The sequence below is a fragment of the Nocardiopsis sp. TSRI0078 genome (genome assembly GCF_001905145.1).
Taxonomy (GTDB): Bacteria; Actinomycetota; Actinomycetes; order Streptosporangiales; family Streptosporangiaceae; genus Nocardiopsis.
In genome coordinates this window covers 370,095-385,773 of the sequence record NZ_LWLB01000034.1, presented here as the reverse complement: position 1 = coordinate 385,773, position 15,679 = coordinate 370,095, and the positions used below count along the sequence as shown (strand labels likewise).

The following is a 15,679-nucleotide window of genomic DNA, read 5'->3' as shown; positions in this document are numbered from 1 at the left end:
TCCTCGCCGTCCCGCAGCGACCCGATCGACTCTAGGCAACCGATCTGGTCGTGTCAAATCCATCGTCCGTTCCAGATCCGGATGCCCGCCGGGGACGCCTGTCGGCGCCTCCTGAGAGACCCGGTACAACGTGCAACGGGGGCGGCATCCGGAACATTCCCGCGCCGGACGCCGCCCCCGTTGTCCCGATGCGCGCCACCGCTCGGGCATGGAGCCCCTGGTCAGAGGATGTCCGCGAGCTCCTGGGCCAGCTTACGGAAGGCGATCCCCCGGTGGCTGATGGCGTTCTTCTCCTCCGGGGACAGCTCCGCGGTGGTGCGGCTCTCCCCCTCGGGAACGAAGACCGGGTCGTAGCCGAACCCGTTCTCCCCCCGGCGTTCCCGCAGCAGGCGACCGCGCAGCACGCCCTCGGCGACCGCCTCGGTCCCGTCCGGCATCACCAGCACCGCCGCGCACACGAACTCGGCGCCCCGGCGCTCGGCCGGGGTGTCGGCGAGCTGGTCCAGGACCAGGTCCAGGTTGGCCCGGTCCTGGTCGCCCGCGCCGAAGCGGCCGGCCCAGCGGGCGGACAGCACCCCGGGCATCCCCCGGAGCTCGTCCACGCTCAGACCGGAGTCGTCGGCGATGGAGGGCAGCCCCGTGTGCTCGGCGATGGCACGCGCCTTGAGCAGTGCGTTCCCCAGGAAGGAGGGCTCGGTCTCGGGGACCTCCGGCGCGTCGGGAAACGCGTCGAGCGAGAGCACCTCCGCGTCCATCCCGGCGTCGGCCAGGATGGCCCGCATCTCGGGCACCTTCTTCTTGTTGCGTGTGGCCAGGACGACCTTCACGGTTGCTCCTCCCACCCGGACGCCGCCGATCCGGGTGAGTCCCCGCTTTGCGACGGTCACTCCGAGAGCGCCTTCTTCTGGATCGCGGTCAGTTCCTCGCACCCCGCCGAGGCGAGGTCGAGCAGCTGGTTGAGCAGGTCCCTGTCGAAGGGGGCGCCCTCCGCGGTGCCCTGCACCTCGACGAACCTGCCGTCGCCGGTGAGTACGACGTTCATGTCGGTCTGGGCGACCGAGTCCTCCAGGTAGTTCAGGTCCAGCCGGGGCTGTCCCTGCACCACGCCCACGCTGACCGCGGCCAGGGAGCCGGTCAGCGGGTTGTTCTTGAGCTTGCGGCGCTTGCGCAGCCACTTCATCGCGTCGGCCATCGCCACGTACGCGCCCGTGATCGCCGCGGTGCGGGTACCGCCGTCGGCCTGGAGCACGTCGCAGTCCAGGGTGATGGTGTGCTCGCCCATCGCCTTGAAGTCCACGACGGCGCGCAGGGAGCGGCCGACGAGGCGGGAGATCTCGTGGGTGCGGCCGCCGATCTTGCCGCGAACCGACTCGCGCGCGCCGCGGGTGTCGGTGGAGCGGGGCAGCATCGCGTACTCGGCGGTGACCCACCCCTCTCCGGTGCCCCGGCGCCAGCGCGGGACGCCGTCCTCGACGCTGGCCGCGCACAGCACGCGGGTGTCCCCGAACTCGACGAGTACGGAGCCCTCAGCGTGGCGGAGCCAGTTGCGGGTGATGGTCACGGGGCGGAGTTGGGTCGGAACACGTCCGTCAGGTCGGGCCATGTCAAGAGCGTATATCCGCGCGGGGCCCTGCGTGACTGAAGAGGGCGACCGCCCGTTCCGGGAGGACACCCGCCACCTTCTCCCCCGTCCACCCCGCCCCAGGTCCGCCGGGCCCGTGGATCCACGGGCCCGGCGGCCCGGCGCGGGAGCGCCGGTCAGCGGCCGACCGTGTGCACCTGGCCGCTGCGGGCCAGGTCGATGGGGCCGCCGTAGGTGGAGCGCGCCTCGGTGAGCGTGACGTCGTCGTCGTTCCACGGCACGAGATGGGTCAGCAGCAGGCTGCGCGTGCGGGCCCGGCTGGCGTGCTCACCCGCCTCGCTCCCCGTCAGGTGCATGTCCTTGGGGTGTTCGAGGTGGTTCTGGAAGGCCGCCTCGCACAGGAACAGGTCGGTGTCGGTGGCCAGGTCGACCAGGGAGTCGCACACCCCCGTGTCGCCGGAGTAGGCCATGGACGCGCCGCCGTGCTCCAGGCGGATACCGAAGGCCTCCACGGGGTGGTTGACGTAGTCGACGCGGGCGGAGAACGGACCGATCCGCAACCCGCCTGGGACGAGTTCGTGGAAGTCGAACACCTCGGTCATGCCCGGGTCGGGGTCCAGTCCGTAGGCCTCGGAGACCCGGTGTGCCACCCCCCTGGGCCCGTAGACCGGGATGCGGGGCTTGGCTCCGCCCGGGTGGAACATCCTGGCCACCCAGTACGAGCACAGGTCGAAGCAGTGGTCGGCGTGCAGGTGGCTCAGGTAGACGGCGTCGACCGAGTAGATGTCGATGTGCCGTTGGAGCGCGCCGAGAGCACCGTTGCCCATGTCGAGCAACAGGCGGTACCCGTCCGCTTCGAGCAGGTAACAGGATGCCGGACTGTCTGGCCCGGGGAAGCTCCCCGAGGACCCGATAATCGTGAGTCGCACGTCGTCGTCGCCTTCTCGATGGGCCGCGCGGCGTCCGTGGCACCCCGTCGAGAGTGTGTGAGGAGTGCGGATGGCGGCTGGTTCTGCGGATGTCCCGTTGTTACGGGTGTACCCCAACGACCGCCCAGGTGGTACAAAATGTGGCCCGCGTCTCACGCGACCTCGGTCACGTGTGAATTTTTCACATGCCTTGACGCCTTCTGTCCTGTTTGTTCAGAACATGTTTCCGGTGTGTTGGCGAAAGCGGCGGGGGCCGACGCCCAAGCGCCGGCCCCCGGAGGGTTGCGCGCGCCCGCCGCACCCCGGCAGGGGGTCGGCGGGCGCCGTGCCGCATCAGGCCCAGAGCTGGCCGTCGAGCCGCTCCTCGGCCTCTTCGAGGGTGCCCTCGTAGGCTCCGGTGGACAGGTACTTCCATCCGGCGTCGGCGATGACGAACGCGATGTCGGCGCGCTCACCCGCCTTCTCGGCCTTGCGCGCCATGCCCAACGCGGCGTGCAGGGCGCCGCCGGTGGAGATGCCCGCGAAGATGCCCTCCTTGTCCAGGAGCTCCCGGGTCCGCTTGAGGGCGGCGTCGGAGGGCACGGAGAAGCGGGTGGTGAGCACCGACTCGTCGTACAGCTCGGGCACGAACCCCTCGTCGAGGTTGCGCAGCCCGTACACCAGCTCGCCGTACCGGGGCTCGGCGGCCACGATCTGCACGTCCGGGCTGTGTTCACGCAGGTAGCGGCCCACGCCCATGAGGGTGCCGGTGGTGCCGAGTCCGGCCACGAAGTGGGTGATCTCCGGCAGGTCGGCGAGGATCTCCGGGCCTGTGGTCTCGTAGTGGGCCCTGGCGTTGGCCGAGTTGCCGTACTGGTAGAGCATCACCCAGTCGGGATTGGCCACCGCCATCTCCTTGGCGACGCGGACGGCCTCGTTGGAGCCGCCCGCCGCGTCGGAGAAGTGGACCTCGGCGCCCCACATGGCCAGCAGCTGCTTGCGCTCGGCGGAGGTGTTCTCCGGCATGACGCAGACCATGCGGTAGCCGCGCAGCTTGGCGACCATGGCCAGCGAGATGCCGGTGTTCCCCGACGTCGGCTCCAGGATGGTGCAGCCCGGGGAGAGCAGTCCGTCCTTCTCGGCCTGTTCGATCATGAAGAACGCGGCGCGGTCCTTGATCGAACCGGTGGGGTTGCGGTCCTCCAGTTTCGCCCACAGCCGTACCTGCGGCGAGGGTGAGAGCCGGGGCAGGCCGACGAGCGGCGTGCCGCCGAGGGAGTCGAGCAGGGAGTCGTAGCGCATGCCCGGCCTAGTGGCTTCCGCCGGCGACGGCCGGCAGGACGGTCACGTTGTCGCCGTCGGAGAGCTTGGCCTCCAGGCCGCCGACGAAGCGGACGTCCTCGTCGTTGAGGTAGACGTTGACGAAGCGGCGCAGCTTGCCATCGCTCACCAGGCGCTCGCCGATACCCGGGTAACGGCTGTCCAGGTCGGTGAACAGCTCGCCGATGGTGGCGCCGGAACCCTCGACGACCTTGGCGTCGTCGGTCAGGTTGCGCAGGATGGTGGGGATGCGGACCTCGATGGCCATGAAGGTGTCTCCGTTAGCGGTCGTTGGTGTGCGTTCATTGCCAACAGGGGGCGTTCCGCGCCCATTCCTGGACGCCGCCCCCGCGTGGTTGGGAACCTAGCTGTCCCCGTCGGCCCCGGTGACCTCCACCGGCTCCTCGGTGACCTGGCCGTCGACGATCCGGTAGGAGCGGAACTCGACGGTGTCGGGCTCGCGGGTGGACACGAGCACGTAGTGGGCGTTCGGCTCGGACGCGTAGGAGATGTCGGTGCGCGAGGGGTAGGCCTCGGTGGCGGTGTGGGAGTGGTAGATCACGACGGGTTCCTCGTCGCGGTCCTCCATCTCGCGCCAGACCCTGAACTGTTCCATGGAGTCGAACCGGTAGAAGGTCGGCGACCGCTCGGCGTTGATCATCTCGACGAACCGCTCGGGGCGGTCCGAACCCTCGGGTCCGGCCACAACACCGCACGCCTCGTCGGGGTGGTCGCGGCGGGCGTGGGCGACGATCTTGTCATAGATCGAGCGATCAATCCTCAGCATGTCTCCAGAGTACCTATATCCAGTTCCCTACCAACCAGATGGGTATTGTAGTCGGGTGAGGCGGGTCACCCGGTGTGGAGCTGGTGGGGGCGTCCGCCGCGGACCCGTACACCACGGATTAGGCTCGTGCCCATGAGCGAGGACAGCAGCAGCGCGCTGCTCACCGACCACTACGAACTGACGATGCTCCAGGCGGCGCTGCACAGCGGCGCCGCCGCCCGCCGCTCGGTGTTCGAGATGTTCGCCCGGCGGCTGCCGGAGGGGCGCCGATACGGGGTCGTGGCCGGAACGGGCCGCTTCCTGGACCTGCTGGAGCGGTTCCGGTTCGACACGGAGCAACTCGACTTCCTGTCCGACAACGGGGTCGTGGACGAGCGCACCCTGAAGTGGCTGGCCGACTACCGGTTCTCGGGCAACGTGTGGGGCTACGGCGAGGGCGAGGCCTACTTCCCCGGGTCGCCGATCCTGGTGGTGGAGGCCTCCTTCGCCGAGGCCGTGGTCCTGGAGACACTGGCGCTGTCGGTGTACAACCACGACAGCGCGATCGCCTCGGCCGCGACGCGGATGGCGGTGGCCGCGGGCGAGCGGCCGCTGATCGAGATGGGGTCGCGCCGCACCCACGAGCGGTCGGCGGTCGCGGCGGCGCGCGCCGCCTACGTGGCCGGGTTCGCGACCTCCTCCAACCTGGAGGCCGGACGCCTCCACGGGGTACCGACCGGCGGCACGGCGGCACACGCGTTCACACTGCTGCACGACAGCGAGCGGCACGCGTTCAAGGCGCAACTGGAGTCCCTGGGCGGCGGGACGACACTGCTGGTGGACACCTTCGACGTGGAGCGGGCGGTGCGCACCGCGGTGGAGCTGGCCGGGCCCGACCTGGGCGCGGTGCGGATCGACTCCGGCGACCTGGCGGTCCACGCCTCGCGCGTGCGCTCGCAGCTGGACGCCCTGGGGGCGACCCGTACCCGGATCGTGGTGACCGGCGACCTGGACGAACACTCCATCCGGGCCCTGGCCGTGGCGCCGGTGGACGGCTACGGGGTGGGCACCTCCCTGGTCACCGGATCGGGCGCGCCGACGGTGTCGCTGGTGTACAAGCTGGTGGCCCGGGCACGGGGACTGGAGGAGGACGCGCCACTGGAGCCGGTGGCCAAGCGCTCGGTGGGCAAGCCCAGCCGCGGCGGCCGCAAGTGGGCGGTCCGGCGCCTGGACGACGGCGGCACGGCGGTGGCGGAGGAGGTCTATCCCCACCCGCCGACTCCGCAGGCGGGAACGCGCCCGCTGCTGCGCTCCCTGGTCGCCGGCGGCGAGGTGGTGGGCCGCGAGACGGTGCGCGAGGCACGGGAGCGGCACCGGGCGACGGTCGCGGAACTGCCCGAGGAGGCTCTGCGGATGTCGCGCGGCGAGGCCGCGCTGCCGACGGTGTTCCACTAGGGGCCGGCACGGGCCAGGATTCGAAAGAGGAGGCGGCGTGATGAGGGCGCTCATCGTGGTGGACGTTCAGAAGGACTTCTGTGAGGGCGGGCACCTGGGGGTGCGGGGCGGTGCGAGCACGGCCGCGGCCGTCACCGAGCACGCCCGCGCGGGCGGCTACGACCACGTGGTGGCCACACGCGACTACCACATCGACCCCGGGGAGCACTTCTCGGAGGACCCCGACTTCGTCGACAGCTGGCCCCGCCACTGCGAGGCGGGGACGCCGGGGGTGGAGTTCCACCCCGACTTCGACGCCTCGCTGGCCGAGGAGGTCTTCGACAAGGGGCAGTACACGGCCGGCTACAGCGGCTTCGAGGGTGCCTCCCGGGAGGGGACCCCGCTGGCCGGGTGGCTGCGGGAGCACGGGGTGGACGAGGTGGACGTGGTGGGGATCGCCACGGACCACTGCGTGAAGGCCACCGCGCTGGACGCGGCGCGGGAGGGCCTGCGCACGCGGGTGCTGCTCGGGCTGACCGCCGGGGTGTCGCACCCGACGGTGGAGGCGGCCCTGGAGCGGCTGCGCGAGGCGGGTGTGGAACTGGAGGGCGAGCCGCGGGTCGGCTGAGGACTCCCTTCCGCGAACCGGGGGCGGCGGTGCCGGCACCGCCGCCCCCGTCCTGCCTCGCCCCGGTGCGTCAGGCCACGCCGATGGCGGCGCGCACCCGGTCGATGGTGGCGCGGGCGCGCAGGCGTGCGCGCTCGGAGCCGGCCGCCAGGACGGCGTCGATCTCCGACGGGTGGGCCATCAGCTCCTCGTAGCGCTCGCGCTTGGGGCCGAGTTCGGCGTTGATCGCCTCGAACAGCTCGTTCTTGAGGTCTCCCCAGCCCATGCCGCCCGCCTCCAGGCGCTTGCGCACCTCGGCGACCTTCTCCTCGTCGGCGAAGTGGGTCAGCAGCTGGAAGGGCACCGAGCTGTCGGGGTCCTTGGGGGCCTCGACCGGCGTGGAGTCGGTGGGGATGCGGCGTACGGCCTTCTTGAGCTTGTTCTCCGGCAGGAAGAGCGGGATGTGGTTGTCGTAGGACTTGCTCATCTTGCGGCCGTCGACGCCGGGCAGGATGCTCGCGTCGCTGTCGTCGATGACGCCCTTGGGGACGGGGAAGCTGTAGGCCTTGCCGTAGCGGTGGTTGAAGTACCCGGCGATGTCGGCGGTGTACTCGATGTGCTGGGTCTGGTCGCGTCCCACGGGGACGTGGGTGCCCTCCATGACGAGGATGTCGGCGGCCATGAGGATGGGGTAGTTGTACAGCCCCATGTTGATCCCGGCGTCCAGGTCGGCGACCCCGGCCTCGGTGTTGCGGTCGCGTGCGGCCTTGTAGGCGTGCGCGCGGTTCATGAGGCCCTTGGGGGTCAGGGCGCTCAGGATCGTGGTGAGCTCGAAGGTCTCGGGCACCTTGGACTGCTGGTAGACGATCGTGCGCTCGGGGTCGAGCCCGCACGCGAGCCAGGTGGCAGCGCCTGACCGGATGCTGTGGCGGAGCTCGTCGGCGTCCCTGATGGTGTTGAGCGCGTGGTAGTCGGCGATGAAGTAGTAGGTGTCGTACGCCGTGGACGCCTCGAGGGCGGGTTTGATCGCGCCGATGTAGTTGCCCAGGTGGAAGTCCCCGGTGGGCTTGATACCGGTCAGGTAGGTGTTCGCTGCCATGCCCTCCAGGGTAGCGGTGGCCGGGGCGCGGCGGGTCGGGGAAGGGCTGCGGCGCGGGCCGGGGTCCCGCCTCCCCGGTGGGGTCGGCCCCACCGGGGAGGGCGGTCAGTCCGCCCGGGCCTGGGAGGCCCCGCCGCGGAAGGCCGCCCAGTGCTCGACCATGCGCTTGCCCTGGCCCGCGGTGAAGTGGGTCATGCAGGCGTCGTCGCTGTAGTTCATGAAGTTGGTGACCGGGTCCTCGCCCTCCTTCTCGGGGCAGGTGTCGCGGCCGTCGGGGCAGCCGGAGGCGGCCTCGCGCTCGTACGGCGTGTCGTCCACGTAGTCCCCGGGGTCGGTGCAGCCGTTCTGGAACGTGTGGAAGAGCCCGAGCCAGTGGCCCACCTCGTGCGTGCTGGTGTGGCCGAGGTTGAACTGCTCGCGGTCGCCCCCGGGCAGGGTGTCGTGGGCGACCACCACCCCGTCCTGCTCGGGGTTCTCCTCGTAGTCCTGGGGAAAGGTGGAGTAGCCGAGCAGCCCGGGTCCCAGGTCCGCCGTGTAGATGTTGAGGGTCCCGGCGCCGCCCTGGCGCAGCTGCGCGCGGGCGGTGTCGCGGTGCTCGTCGAAGTTGGTGAACCAGTCGTCGTTGACCGTGCGGGTGACCTCGGACAGCTCGAACCGGAAGCCGGTGTCGGCGGCCTCCGCCTCCGCGGCCGGGGCCGCGCTCGTGGTGGACCGGGCCGCCGCGTCGGCCCGGCCGCCGCTGTAGGCGGCGTTGAGGACGTCGACCTGCTTCTGGACGCGTTCGTCGCTGACGTCGCCGCGCCCGTCCTCGGCGGAGATGACGTGCACCACCACCGGGACGGTCTGCGGCGGCTGGAGCTCCTGGCCGCGCAGGGACACGAGTTCCTCGCGCAGCCGCTGGTGGTAGCGGGCGGCCTCCTGCGGAGTCAGTTCTCCGCCTTCGGGGGGCCGCGCCTGCCCGCCGGAGCCGGTCAGGCGTGCCTCGGTTCCGGGGAGGCACTCCTCGAAGGGGACGGTCCTCCCCATCCGCTGGGCGTGTTCGGAGGAGTCGGGTGCGGTGGCCGCGACCACGCCGGTCAGGGCGAAACCGCACATCAGCAGTCCGGTCCAGAGCGCGGCTGACCCGCCGCGAGGGCTGTGTCCACTCATCTCACTCAAGGTAATTGAGTGAATACATAATGCTTATGACTGTGTCGTGAACTTACGAAGTGTTTGCCCGATTTAGTAGAGGAAGTCCTAACGACCGCCGACGGCCCAGGAGCGGAGCTTGGCGATCCGCTCACGGATCTGGGCCGGTGAGGCCTGCGCGACCGGAGGGCCGCCGCAGGCGCGGCGCAGTTCGTTGTGGATCACCCCGTGCGGCTTGCCGGTGCGGTGGTGCCAGGCGCCCACCAGCCCGCTCAGCTCACGGCGCAGGTCGGCCAGGACCTGGTGGGTGGGGCCCTCCTCCTCGGCGGGCTCCTCCTTCTTCCTGGTCCTGAGCTCGCTGGCCCTGAGGTCGGCCTTGCGCTTGCGCAGGAGCTGGGAGACCTGCTGCGGGTCGAGCAGTCCGGGGAGCCCCAGGAAGTCCTCCTCCTCGGTGGACCCCGGAGCGCCGCCGTACTCGGCGCCGTCGTAGAGGGCGCGGTCGAACTCCGCCGCCGACTCCATGGTCTCGAAGGGCAGTTCCTCCCCCGCGTCGGGGGTGTCCCGCTTCTTGTTGGCCTCCTTGAGGAGGTCCTCCTCCGGGTACTCGTCGCCCTCGCCCGGCGTCTTGTCGAGCACGTGGTCGCGCTCGCGCTCCATCTCGCCCGCGTACTCCAGCAGGGTCGGCACCGAGGGCAGGAACACCGAGGCGACCTCGCCGCGCTGGCGCACACGCACGAAACGGCCGATGGCCTGGGCGAAGAACAGGGCCGTGCTGGTGGAGGTGGCGTACACCCCGACCATGAGCCGGGGCACGTCCACCCCCTCGGAGACCATGCGCACGGCGACCATCCAGCGGTCGTCGCCCGCGGCGAACCGGGAGATCTTCTTGGACGCGGTGGGGTCGTCGGAGAGGACGACGGTGGCGCCCTTGCCGGTGATCTGCCGCAGGATGCGCGAGTAGGCGCGGGCGTTCTCGTGGTCGCTGGCGATGACCAGCCCGCCCGCGTCCGGGTGGGTCTTGCGGACCTCGGTCAGGCGGCGGTCGGCGGCCTGGAGCACCCGCTTGATCCAGTCGCCCTTGGGGTCCAGGGCCGCGCGCCAGGCCTGGGACAGGGCGTCCTGGGTGAGGGGCTCACCGAGCCGGGCGGCCAGCTCGTCGCCCGCGCGGGTGCGCCAGCGCATCTCGCCGGAGTAGGCCATGAAGATGACCGGGCGCACGACGCCGTCCTCCAGGGCGGGCCCGTAGCCGTAGCTGTAGTCCCAGGAGCAGCGGCGCACCCCGGCACCGTCCTGGACGTAGTCCACGAACGGGATGGGGTTGACGTCGGAACGGAAGGGGGTTCCGGTGAGGGAGAGCCGTCTGCTCGCCGGGTCGAAGGCCTCGCGGGCCGCGTCCCCCCAGGACAGGGCGTCGCCGGCGTGGTGCACCTCGTCGAAGATGACGAGGGTCTTGCGCGCCTCGGTGCGGTTGCGGTGCAGCATCGGGTGGGCGGCCACCTGGGCGTAGGTGACCGCCACACCGACGTACTGGCGCCCCAGGGCGCCCTGCCCGTTGCGAAAGTCCGGGTCGATGGCGATGCCGAACCGGGCGGCGGCCTCGGCCCACTGCTTCTTCAGGTGCTCGGTGGGGCACACGATGGTGATGGCGCGCACCGCGTGCCGCTGGAGGAGTTCGCTGGCGAGGGTGAGGGCGAAGGTGGTCTTGCCCGCGCCGGGGGTCGCCACCGCGAGGAAATCGCGCGGCTCCCGGCGGAAGTACTCCTCGAAGGCCTCCCGCTGCCATGCGCGAAGGCCCCGAAGCCGATCCTCCGTCGTGGTCTGCGTCACCGTCATACTTCGAACCGTCCCCCATTGCTCACCTGCAAGAGGTTAGCGGGCACAGCGGACCGGTCCGGGAGACCGGCCGGTGGTGCCGCGCACATGGTGCGCCCCCGTCCGGCGCGAAACCGTCAGCCCCCGCCTTCGGAGGCCCCCTCCCCGCCGGGAGGCGCCTCCTCCTCCGGTGTCCCGGAGGCCCCTTCCTCCCCGCTGCCCCCGCCGGAGCTCCCGGCCCCGGCGCCCTCGATGTCGACGGCGCCGTCGTTGAAGGGCATGTGCGGGGAGATCGCCGGGAAGGCGAAGAACCACAGCAGCGCGGCCGCACCCGCCAGCAGGCCGACCGCCATGATGAACTTGGAGGCCCACGGGCCCGGCAGGACACGCCAGATCAGACCGTACATTCGCGTTCCTCACTCGTCCTCGTCGGCTTCGGGGGCCATGTGCGCGATCGACTCGGGCATCCCCTCGGACTTGGGTGTGGTCTCCGCCAGCTCCGCCCAGACGATGAGGCGGTGCGTGTTGTTCAGCTTGGGCGCGCAGGTGGTGAGGGTGAGCAGGGACCGCCCGGGCTCCTCGTCGGTGGCCTCGTCGAACGGGTCCGGCTCGACCACCCACACGTCGGTGGGCAGCACCGTCTCCTCCCGGAAGACCTCGTAGGTGTAGAAGTTCTCCGCGTCCTCCAGGACCATGACGTCGCCGTTCGACAGCAGGTCCAGGTCCCAGAACAGGCCGGGGGTGCGGTGGGCGGCCACCGCGTAGTTGCCCGCCTCGCCGGGATCGCTGGGGTGCTCGGTGTAGTGCCCCGGGCTGTAGCGGATGTCATCGGGCGTGGTGCCGTTGACCACCACCCAGTCCAGGTCCAGGGACGGCAGGTACAGGCGGCTGTCCGCGCTGCCCGGCAGCGGCGCGGAGTCCGGCCCCGCCTCCTCCTCGGAGGCGTCGGCGGCCCACGCCTCCTCCAGGCCCTGGGCCAGGTCCTGCTGCTCGCGGTCGGTCTCCCACTGGGAGCCGTAGACCTCGTAGGAGGCGTAGAAGAGCATGAGCAGACCGGCGGTCAGCATGACCTCGCCGAAGAACCGGACGATGCCGCGTACGACATCGCCGGGCGTGGCCCTGGCCCTGCGGGTCCGACGGCGCCGACCGCCCGAAGCCCGCCGTCCGCGCCCCCTCCCGCCCTCGGGGCGGGAACCCTCGTGGAACTGCCGTTCAGTTGTGGACACCAATACGACCTACTTCTGTGGAAGCTTCCGCGCGCACCGGCAGACACCTACCGAAGGGGTACGACCAGCGGGACCCCGGTGCGCGGATGCGGCAGGACTTCGACCTCGTGCTGGTAGACGGAGCTGGGCAGCGACGCTGTGAACACGTCTGCGGGGGCGCCCTGTGCGGCTACCCGTCCTCCGGAGAGTATCGCCACACGGCGGGCGTAGGCTGCCGCAAGCCCCAAATCGTGCGGGACCACGATAACCGCACCGCCGTACTCCGCGGGCGGTTCTTCGTCCGTACAGCACGAAGGCCCTGGCACACACCGTGTGTCAAGGCCTTTTCGTGTACCGCCGCCGGGCGGCGGACCCGTGGAACGGGCCGCGGGGAGGGGCCCTACTTCATCATCTCTTCGTATGTCCGCTTGCAGTCGGGGCACACGGGGAACTTCTTCGGGTCCCGGTTGGGCACCCACACCTTGCCGCACAGGGCGATCACGGGGTTGCCGGTGACGGCGCTCTCGGTGATCTTCTCCTTCTGCACGTAATGGGCGAACCGCTCGCGGTCCCCGTCGTCGTGGGAGATGTCCGGTTTGGTTTCGCTGTCCGGAAGGACCTTGTTGAGGATGTCCATCGCCATAGTGCCTCACACCTTTCGACGTCTGCGTTCCACGGTATAGGGTGTCGCGGCCCACCCCGGCGAACTCAGTTCATGGTGGGGTCGTCGGGGTAGGTGGACAGCAGTGCCATGTCCCCGCCCTGGCGGCGCAGCACCCGCGGCCACAGGCCCTCGGGAGCGGTGGTGAAGACGTCGTCGGCGAGCGCGTCGACCACGTACCAGGCCCCCTCGTCGATCTCCCCGGCGAGCTGGCCCTCGCTCCACCCCGCGTAGCCGGCGAAGACACGGAACGCACCGAGCGCGCCGCCCACTACCTGGGGAGGGCCGTCGAGGTCGACCACGCCGATTCCGTCCAGGCCCAGGTGCGGCTCCATGCCCTCCAGAGGCGACCAGCCGGGCGGCGGCTCGCCCGGCCCCACCACTCCCAGGGCGATACCGGAGCCGAGGCCGACCGGCCCTCCGGAGAACATCACCGCCGGCTCACTCGCGTAGGCGCCCCAGTCGGTGACGACCTCGTCCACGGGCATGCCCAGGGGACGGTTGAGGATCACCCCGAGGGTGCCGTCGGGGGTGTCGTCCACGACGAACACCACCGAGCGGCGGAAGGAGTCCTCCTGGAGGAGTGGGGCCGCCACGAGGAGGCGCCCGGTCATCGTCGGCTGGTCCATGCTCCACACCTACCCGCAACCGCCGCCGACCCGACGGTGTTCCCCGAGCCGTTGCCGAGACGAGTCCCGGTGCGCTACGCGCCCTTGGAGGCGCGTCCGGCGACCTCTCGCACGGCGGTGGCCACGTGGTTGGACAGGTCGGAGTGGAACACGCTGGGGATGATGTAGTTCGGGCCCAGCTCGTCCTCGCTCACCACGTCGGCGAGGGCCTCGGCGGCGGCGACCATCATGTCCGAGCTGACGTGGTGGCTCTGGGCGTCCAGCAGCCCCCGGAAGAAGCCGGGGAAGACCAGCACGTTGTTGATCTGGTTGGGATAGTCGCTGCGGCCGGTGGCGACGACGGCGGCGTGCAGGTGCGCGACCTCCGGGTCGACCTCGGGGTCGGGGTTGGCCAGCGCGAAGATGACGGGGTCCTCGTTCATCTCGGCGATGTCCTCGCCGCCGAGCACGTTGGGGGCCGAGACGCCGATGAACACGTCCGCTCCGGCCACGGCGCCCCGCAGGTCGCCGCTGTAGCCGCCGGGGTTGGTGTTCTCCGCGATCCACCGCAGGTTGGAGTCCAGGTCCTCACGGCCGGTGTGCACGGCGCCGTGGACGTCGCTGACGATGATGTCGCGCGCTCCGGCGTGCATGAGCAGCTTGAGGATCGCGGTGCCGGCCGCTCCCGCGCCGGACATGGCGATGCGGACCTCGCCGAGCTTCTTGCCCACCACGCGCAGCGCGTTGCGCAGGGCGGCGAGCACGACGATGGCGGTGCCGTGCTGGTCGTCGTGGAAGACGGGGATGTCGAGCAGCTCGCGCAGGCGGGCCTCGACCTCGAAGCAGCGGGGCGCGGAGATGTCCTCCAGGTTGATGCCGCCGAAGCCGGGGGCGAGCACCTGGACGGTGCGCACGATCTCGTCCACGTCCTGGGTATCCAGGGCGATGGGCCAGGCGTCGATGTCGGCGAAGCGTTTGAACAGGGCCGCCTTGCCCTCCATGACGGGCATGGCGGCCTCGGGGCCGATGTTGCCCAGGCCCAGGACCGCGGAGCCGTCGGTGACCACGGCGACGCTGTTGCGCTTGATGGTCAGGCGGCGGGCGTCGTCCTTGTTGGCGGCGATGGCCTGGGACACGCGGGCCACACCGGGGGTGTAGGCCATGGAGAGCTCGTCGCGGTTGCGCAGCGGCACCTTGGACTTCATCTCGATCTTGCCGCCCAGGTGCATGAGGAAGGTGCGGTCGCTGACCTTGTGCACGACCACGCCCTCGACGGCGCCCAGGGCGTCGACGATGGCCTGTGCGTGCTCGGTGTCGCGCGCGGCGCAGGTGACGTCGATGCGGATGCGCTCGTGTCCGGCGGCGGCCACGTCCAGTGCGGTGACCAGGCCGCCCACCTGCTCCACCGCGTTGGTGAGGCTGCCGACCGCGCTGCCCCCAGCGTCCAGTTCGAGGCGGACGGTGATGGAGTAGGAAACGCTGGGAAGGGTGGCCACGTGTTGCTCCTTGGCTCTGGCTGGGTGTTGTGCGTCCGTGGGGCACGCGGGCGGTCCCACCGGTGAGGCGGTCGCCGGGCATGGTGTTGTCGGGCGCGCGAGCGTTGGGGTGTCGCGTGTCCGGTGCGCGCGGTACTGCCGGCCACCGGCGCGTGGGACCCGGTCCGCGGGCGGGGGACGGGTCGGGCCCGTAACCGAGTCGCCTCACCCTACCCGAGTCAAGCGCCCACCGTCAGCACAAGGTGACAATTGCCGCGATGGTAAAAAATCGCACAATTTATGTCGGATCTGGGGTATCGCCGAGGGAGACACCCGGGTCGGCCCCCGGAGGGGCGAGGCGGTCGCCCGCGGCTCGCACGACGAGGTCCACGCAGGCGTCCAGCGACAGCGACAGCGCGTCCAGGACCAGGTGGTAGTGGCGCGGGTCGGCGGGATCGGTCCGGTAGAAGCGCCGCACGTAGGCGGCCCGGGCGCGGTCGTTGTCGTCGAGCAGGCGCGGGGTGGGCTCCTCCTCCCCCTCCCCGTGACCGCCTTCCCCGGCCCGTCCGCCGGCCTCCCACAGCGCCCGCGCGCGACGCAGGCGCGCGTGGCGGTCGCCGTCCAGCCGCACGTGCAGGGCGGTGGGGTGGTCCGCCAGGACGACGGCCCCGGCGCGGCCGAGGACGACCCCGCCGCTGTGGGCGACCTCGCCGACGACCCGCTCGGTCTGCTCCACGAACTCGTGGTCGTGGAGGAGGCGGCCCTCGTCGTTGGTCGCGCCGATGAAGGCGGTGTCCACGCTGCCGAGGGTGACGGTGGGCAGGCGGGCCGCGCTGGAGAGCAGGCGCTCGAAGCCTCCGGGCGCGCGGTCGTCGCGCTGGAGCACCTCGTCCAGGGAGCAGCCGATCTGGGCGGCCACCGCGCTGGGGATCGCGCGGTCGAGGAAGGGGACGCCGAGCCGTGCGGCGACGGCCGGCCCCACGACGCCGCCGCCCGCGCCGTAGGCGGCCGAGACCGTGACCACGGGTCCGCCGTGCCTGTCGGGGGTGTCGTCGGTCGCCATGGGGTACCTGC

Annotated in this window: 17 protein-coding genes and 1 pseudogene; 2 read left to right on the top strand and 16 right to left on the bottom strand. The window is 71.1% G+C overall.

Annotated features, from left to right (window positions below):
• Positions 1–221: 221 nt before the first annotated feature.
• The 6 genes from rdgB to A6A08_RS22950 form a co-directional block, all read right to left on the bottom strand.
• A complete protein-coding gene (gene rdgB, locus A6A08_RS22975; RefSeq protein ID WP_073704697.1) occupies positions 222–827 on the bottom strand; it encodes an RdgB/HAM1 family non-canonical purine NTP pyrophosphatase in 606 nt (201 codons plus the stop codon).
• 56 nt (positions 828–883) lie between these two features.
• Complete coding sequence (gene rph / locus A6A08_RS22970; protein WP_073704696.1) at positions 884–1,603, bottom strand: ribonuclease PH; 720 nt, start codon at positions 1,601–1,603, stop codon at positions 884–886.
• Positions 1,604–1,758: 155 nt separating this feature from the next.
• A complete protein-coding gene (locus A6A08_RS22965; RefSeq protein ID WP_073704695.1) occupies positions 1,759–2,511 on the bottom strand; it encodes an MBL fold metallo-hydrolase in 753 nt (250 codons plus the stop codon).
• A 333-nt stretch (positions 2,512–2,844) separates the two neighbouring features.
• Positions 2,845–3,792, bottom strand: a complete 948-nt coding sequence (locus A6A08_RS22960; RefSeq protein ID WP_073704694.1) for a PLP-dependent cysteine synthase family protein — start codon at positions 3,790–3,792, stop codon at positions 2,845–2,847.
• A gap of 7 nt (positions 3,793–3,799) precedes the next feature.
• Positions 3,800–4,078 (bottom strand): MoaD family protein, encoded by a 279-nt coding sequence (locus A6A08_RS22955; protein WP_073704693.1) that lies wholly within the window; start codon positions 4,076–4,078, stop codon positions 3,800–3,802.
• Between the two features lie 96 nt (positions 4,079–4,174).
• On the bottom strand, positions 4,175–4,597 hold the full coding sequence (locus tag A6A08_RS22950; protein ID WP_073704692.1) for a Mov34/MPN/PAD-1 family protein: 423 nt from the start codon (positions 4,595–4,597) through the stop codon (positions 4,175–4,177).
• 132 nt (positions 4,598–4,729) lie between these two features.
• Between A6A08_RS22950 and A6A08_RS22945 the strand changes: the two genes are divergently transcribed.
• Together A6A08_RS22945 and A6A08_RS22940 are read left to right on the top strand one after the other, a co-directional pair.
• The gene (locus A6A08_RS22945; protein ID WP_073704691.1) at positions 4,730–6,031 is read left to right on the top strand and encodes a nicotinate phosphoribosyltransferase; all 1,302 of its coding nucleotides are present in this window, start codon (positions 4,730–4,732) and stop codon (positions 6,029–6,031) included.
• Between the two features lie 37 nt (positions 6,032–6,068).
• Complete coding sequence (locus A6A08_RS22940; protein WP_073704690.1) at positions 6,069–6,638, top strand: nicotinamidase; 570 nt, start codon at positions 6,069–6,071, stop codon at positions 6,636–6,638.
• Positions 6,639–6,708: 70 nt separating this feature from the next.
• Here A6A08_RS22940 and A6A08_RS22935 read toward each other — a convergent pair whose 3' ends face one another.
• The 10 genes and pseudogenes from A6A08_RS22935 to A6A08_RS22890 form a co-directional block, all read right to left on the bottom strand.
• Positions 6,709–7,716 carry a tryptophan--tRNA ligase gene (locus tag A6A08_RS22935; protein ID WP_073704689.1) on the bottom strand — a complete coding sequence of 336 codons (1,008 nt, stop codon included), beginning with the start codon at positions 7,714–7,716 and terminating at the stop codon, positions 6,709–6,711.
• A 105-nt stretch (positions 7,717–7,821) separates the two neighbouring features.
• Positions 7,822–8,811 carry a zinc metalloprotease gene (locus A6A08_RS22930; protein WP_073704688.1) on the bottom strand — a complete coding sequence of 330 codons (990 nt, stop codon included), beginning with the start codon at positions 8,809–8,811 and terminating at the stop codon, positions 7,822–7,824.
• 141 nt (positions 8,812–8,952) lie between these two features.
• Positions 8,953–10,677, bottom strand: coding sequence for a DEAD/DEAH box helicase (locus tag A6A08_RS22925; protein ID WP_073704687.1), 1,725 nt, complete (start codon positions 10,675–10,677; stop codon positions 8,953–8,955).
• Between the two features lie 116 nt (positions 10,678–10,793).
• Entirely contained in the window at positions 10,794–11,063 is a 270-nt protein-coding gene (locus A6A08_RS22920) for a hypothetical protein (RefSeq protein ID WP_073704686.1), read from the bottom strand.
• A 9-nt stretch (positions 11,064–11,072) separates the two neighbouring features.
• Positions 11,073–11,885: a class E sortase gene (locus tag A6A08_RS22915; protein WP_073704685.1), complete on the bottom strand. Its 813-nt coding sequence runs from the start codon at positions 11,883–11,885 to the stop codon at positions 11,073–11,075.
• 44 nt (positions 11,886–11,929) lie between these two features.
• Positions 11,930–12,148 (bottom strand): annotated as a pseudogene (locus A6A08_RS28955) (hemin ABC transporter ATP-binding protein); the annotation flags it as partial.
• Positions 12,149–12,261: 113 nt separating this feature from the next.
• Complete coding sequence (locus A6A08_RS22905; protein WP_073704684.1) at positions 12,262–12,504, bottom strand: DUF3039 domain-containing protein; 243 nt, start codon at positions 12,502–12,504, stop codon at positions 12,262–12,264.
• Positions 12,505–12,569: 65 nt separating this feature from the next.
• Positions 12,570–13,151: a YqgE/AlgH family protein gene (locus A6A08_RS22900; protein ID WP_073704683.1), complete on the bottom strand. Its 582-nt coding sequence runs from the start codon at positions 13,149–13,151 to the stop codon at positions 12,570–12,572.
• Positions 13,152–13,225: 74 nt separating this feature from the next.
• The gene (locus A6A08_RS22895) at positions 13,226–14,626 is read right to left on the bottom strand and encodes an NAD-dependent malic enzyme (RefSeq protein WP_073704682.1); all 1,401 of its coding nucleotides are present in this window, start codon (positions 14,624–14,626) and stop codon (positions 13,226–13,228) included.
• Positions 14,627–14,903: 277 nt separating this feature from the next.
• Positions 14,904–15,668 (bottom strand): AAA family ATPase, encoded by a 765-nt coding sequence (locus A6A08_RS22890; RefSeq protein WP_073704681.1) that lies wholly within the window; start codon positions 15,666–15,668, stop codon positions 14,904–14,906.
• Positions 15,669–15,679: the final 11 nt, after the last annotated feature.

What these genes read in the sequence shown, in the direction of transcription:
- rph (WP_073704696.1), bottom strand. Translation starts at nt 1,603, where the DNA reads ATGGCCCGACCTGACGGACGTGTTCCGACCCAACTCCGCCCCGTGACC.
- A6A08_RS22960 (WP_073704694.1), bottom strand. Translation starts at nt 3,792, where the DNA reads ATGCGCTACGACTCCCTGCTCGACTCCCTCGGCGGCACGCCGCTCGTC.
- A6A08_RS22955 (WP_073704693.1), bottom strand. Translation starts at nt 4,078, where the DNA reads ATGGCCATCGAGGTCCGCATCCCCACCATCCTGCGCAACCTGACCGAC.
- A6A08_RS22950 (WP_073704692.1), bottom strand. Translation starts at nt 4,597, where the DNA reads ATGCTGAGGATTGATCGCTCGATCTATGACAAGATCGTCGCCCACGCC.
- A6A08_RS22945 (WP_073704691.1), top strand. Translation starts at nt 4,730, where the DNA reads ATGAGCGAGGACAGCAGCAGCGCGCTGCTCACCGACCACTACGAACTG.
- A6A08_RS22935 (WP_073704689.1), bottom strand. Translation starts at nt 7,716, where the DNA reads ATGGCAGCGAACACCTACCTGACCGGTATCAAGCCCACCGGGGACTTC.
- A6A08_RS22930 (WP_073704688.1), bottom strand. Translation starts at nt 8,811, where the DNA reads ATGTGCGGTTTCGCCCTGACCGGCGTGGTCGCGGCCACCGCACCCGAC.
- A6A08_RS22925 (WP_073704687.1), bottom strand. Translation starts at nt 10,677, where the DNA reads ATGACGGTGACGCAGACCACGACGGAGGATCGGCTTCGGGGCCTTCGC.
- A6A08_RS22920 (WP_073704686.1), bottom strand. Translation starts at nt 11,063, where the DNA reads ATGTACGGTCTGATCTGGCGTGTCCTGCCGGGCCCGTGGGCCTCCAAG.
- A6A08_RS22905 (WP_073704684.1), bottom strand. Translation starts at nt 12,504, where the DNA reads ATGGCGATGGACATCCTCAACAAGGTCCTTCCGGACAGCGAAACCAAA.
- A6A08_RS22900 (WP_073704683.1), bottom strand. Translation starts at nt 13,151, where the DNA reads ATGGACCAGCCGACGATGACCGGGCGCCTCCTCGTGGCGGCCCCACTC.
- A6A08_RS22890 (WP_073704681.1), bottom strand. Translation starts at nt 15,668, where the DNA reads ATGGCGACCGACGACACCCCCGACAGGCACGGCGGACCCGTGGTCACG.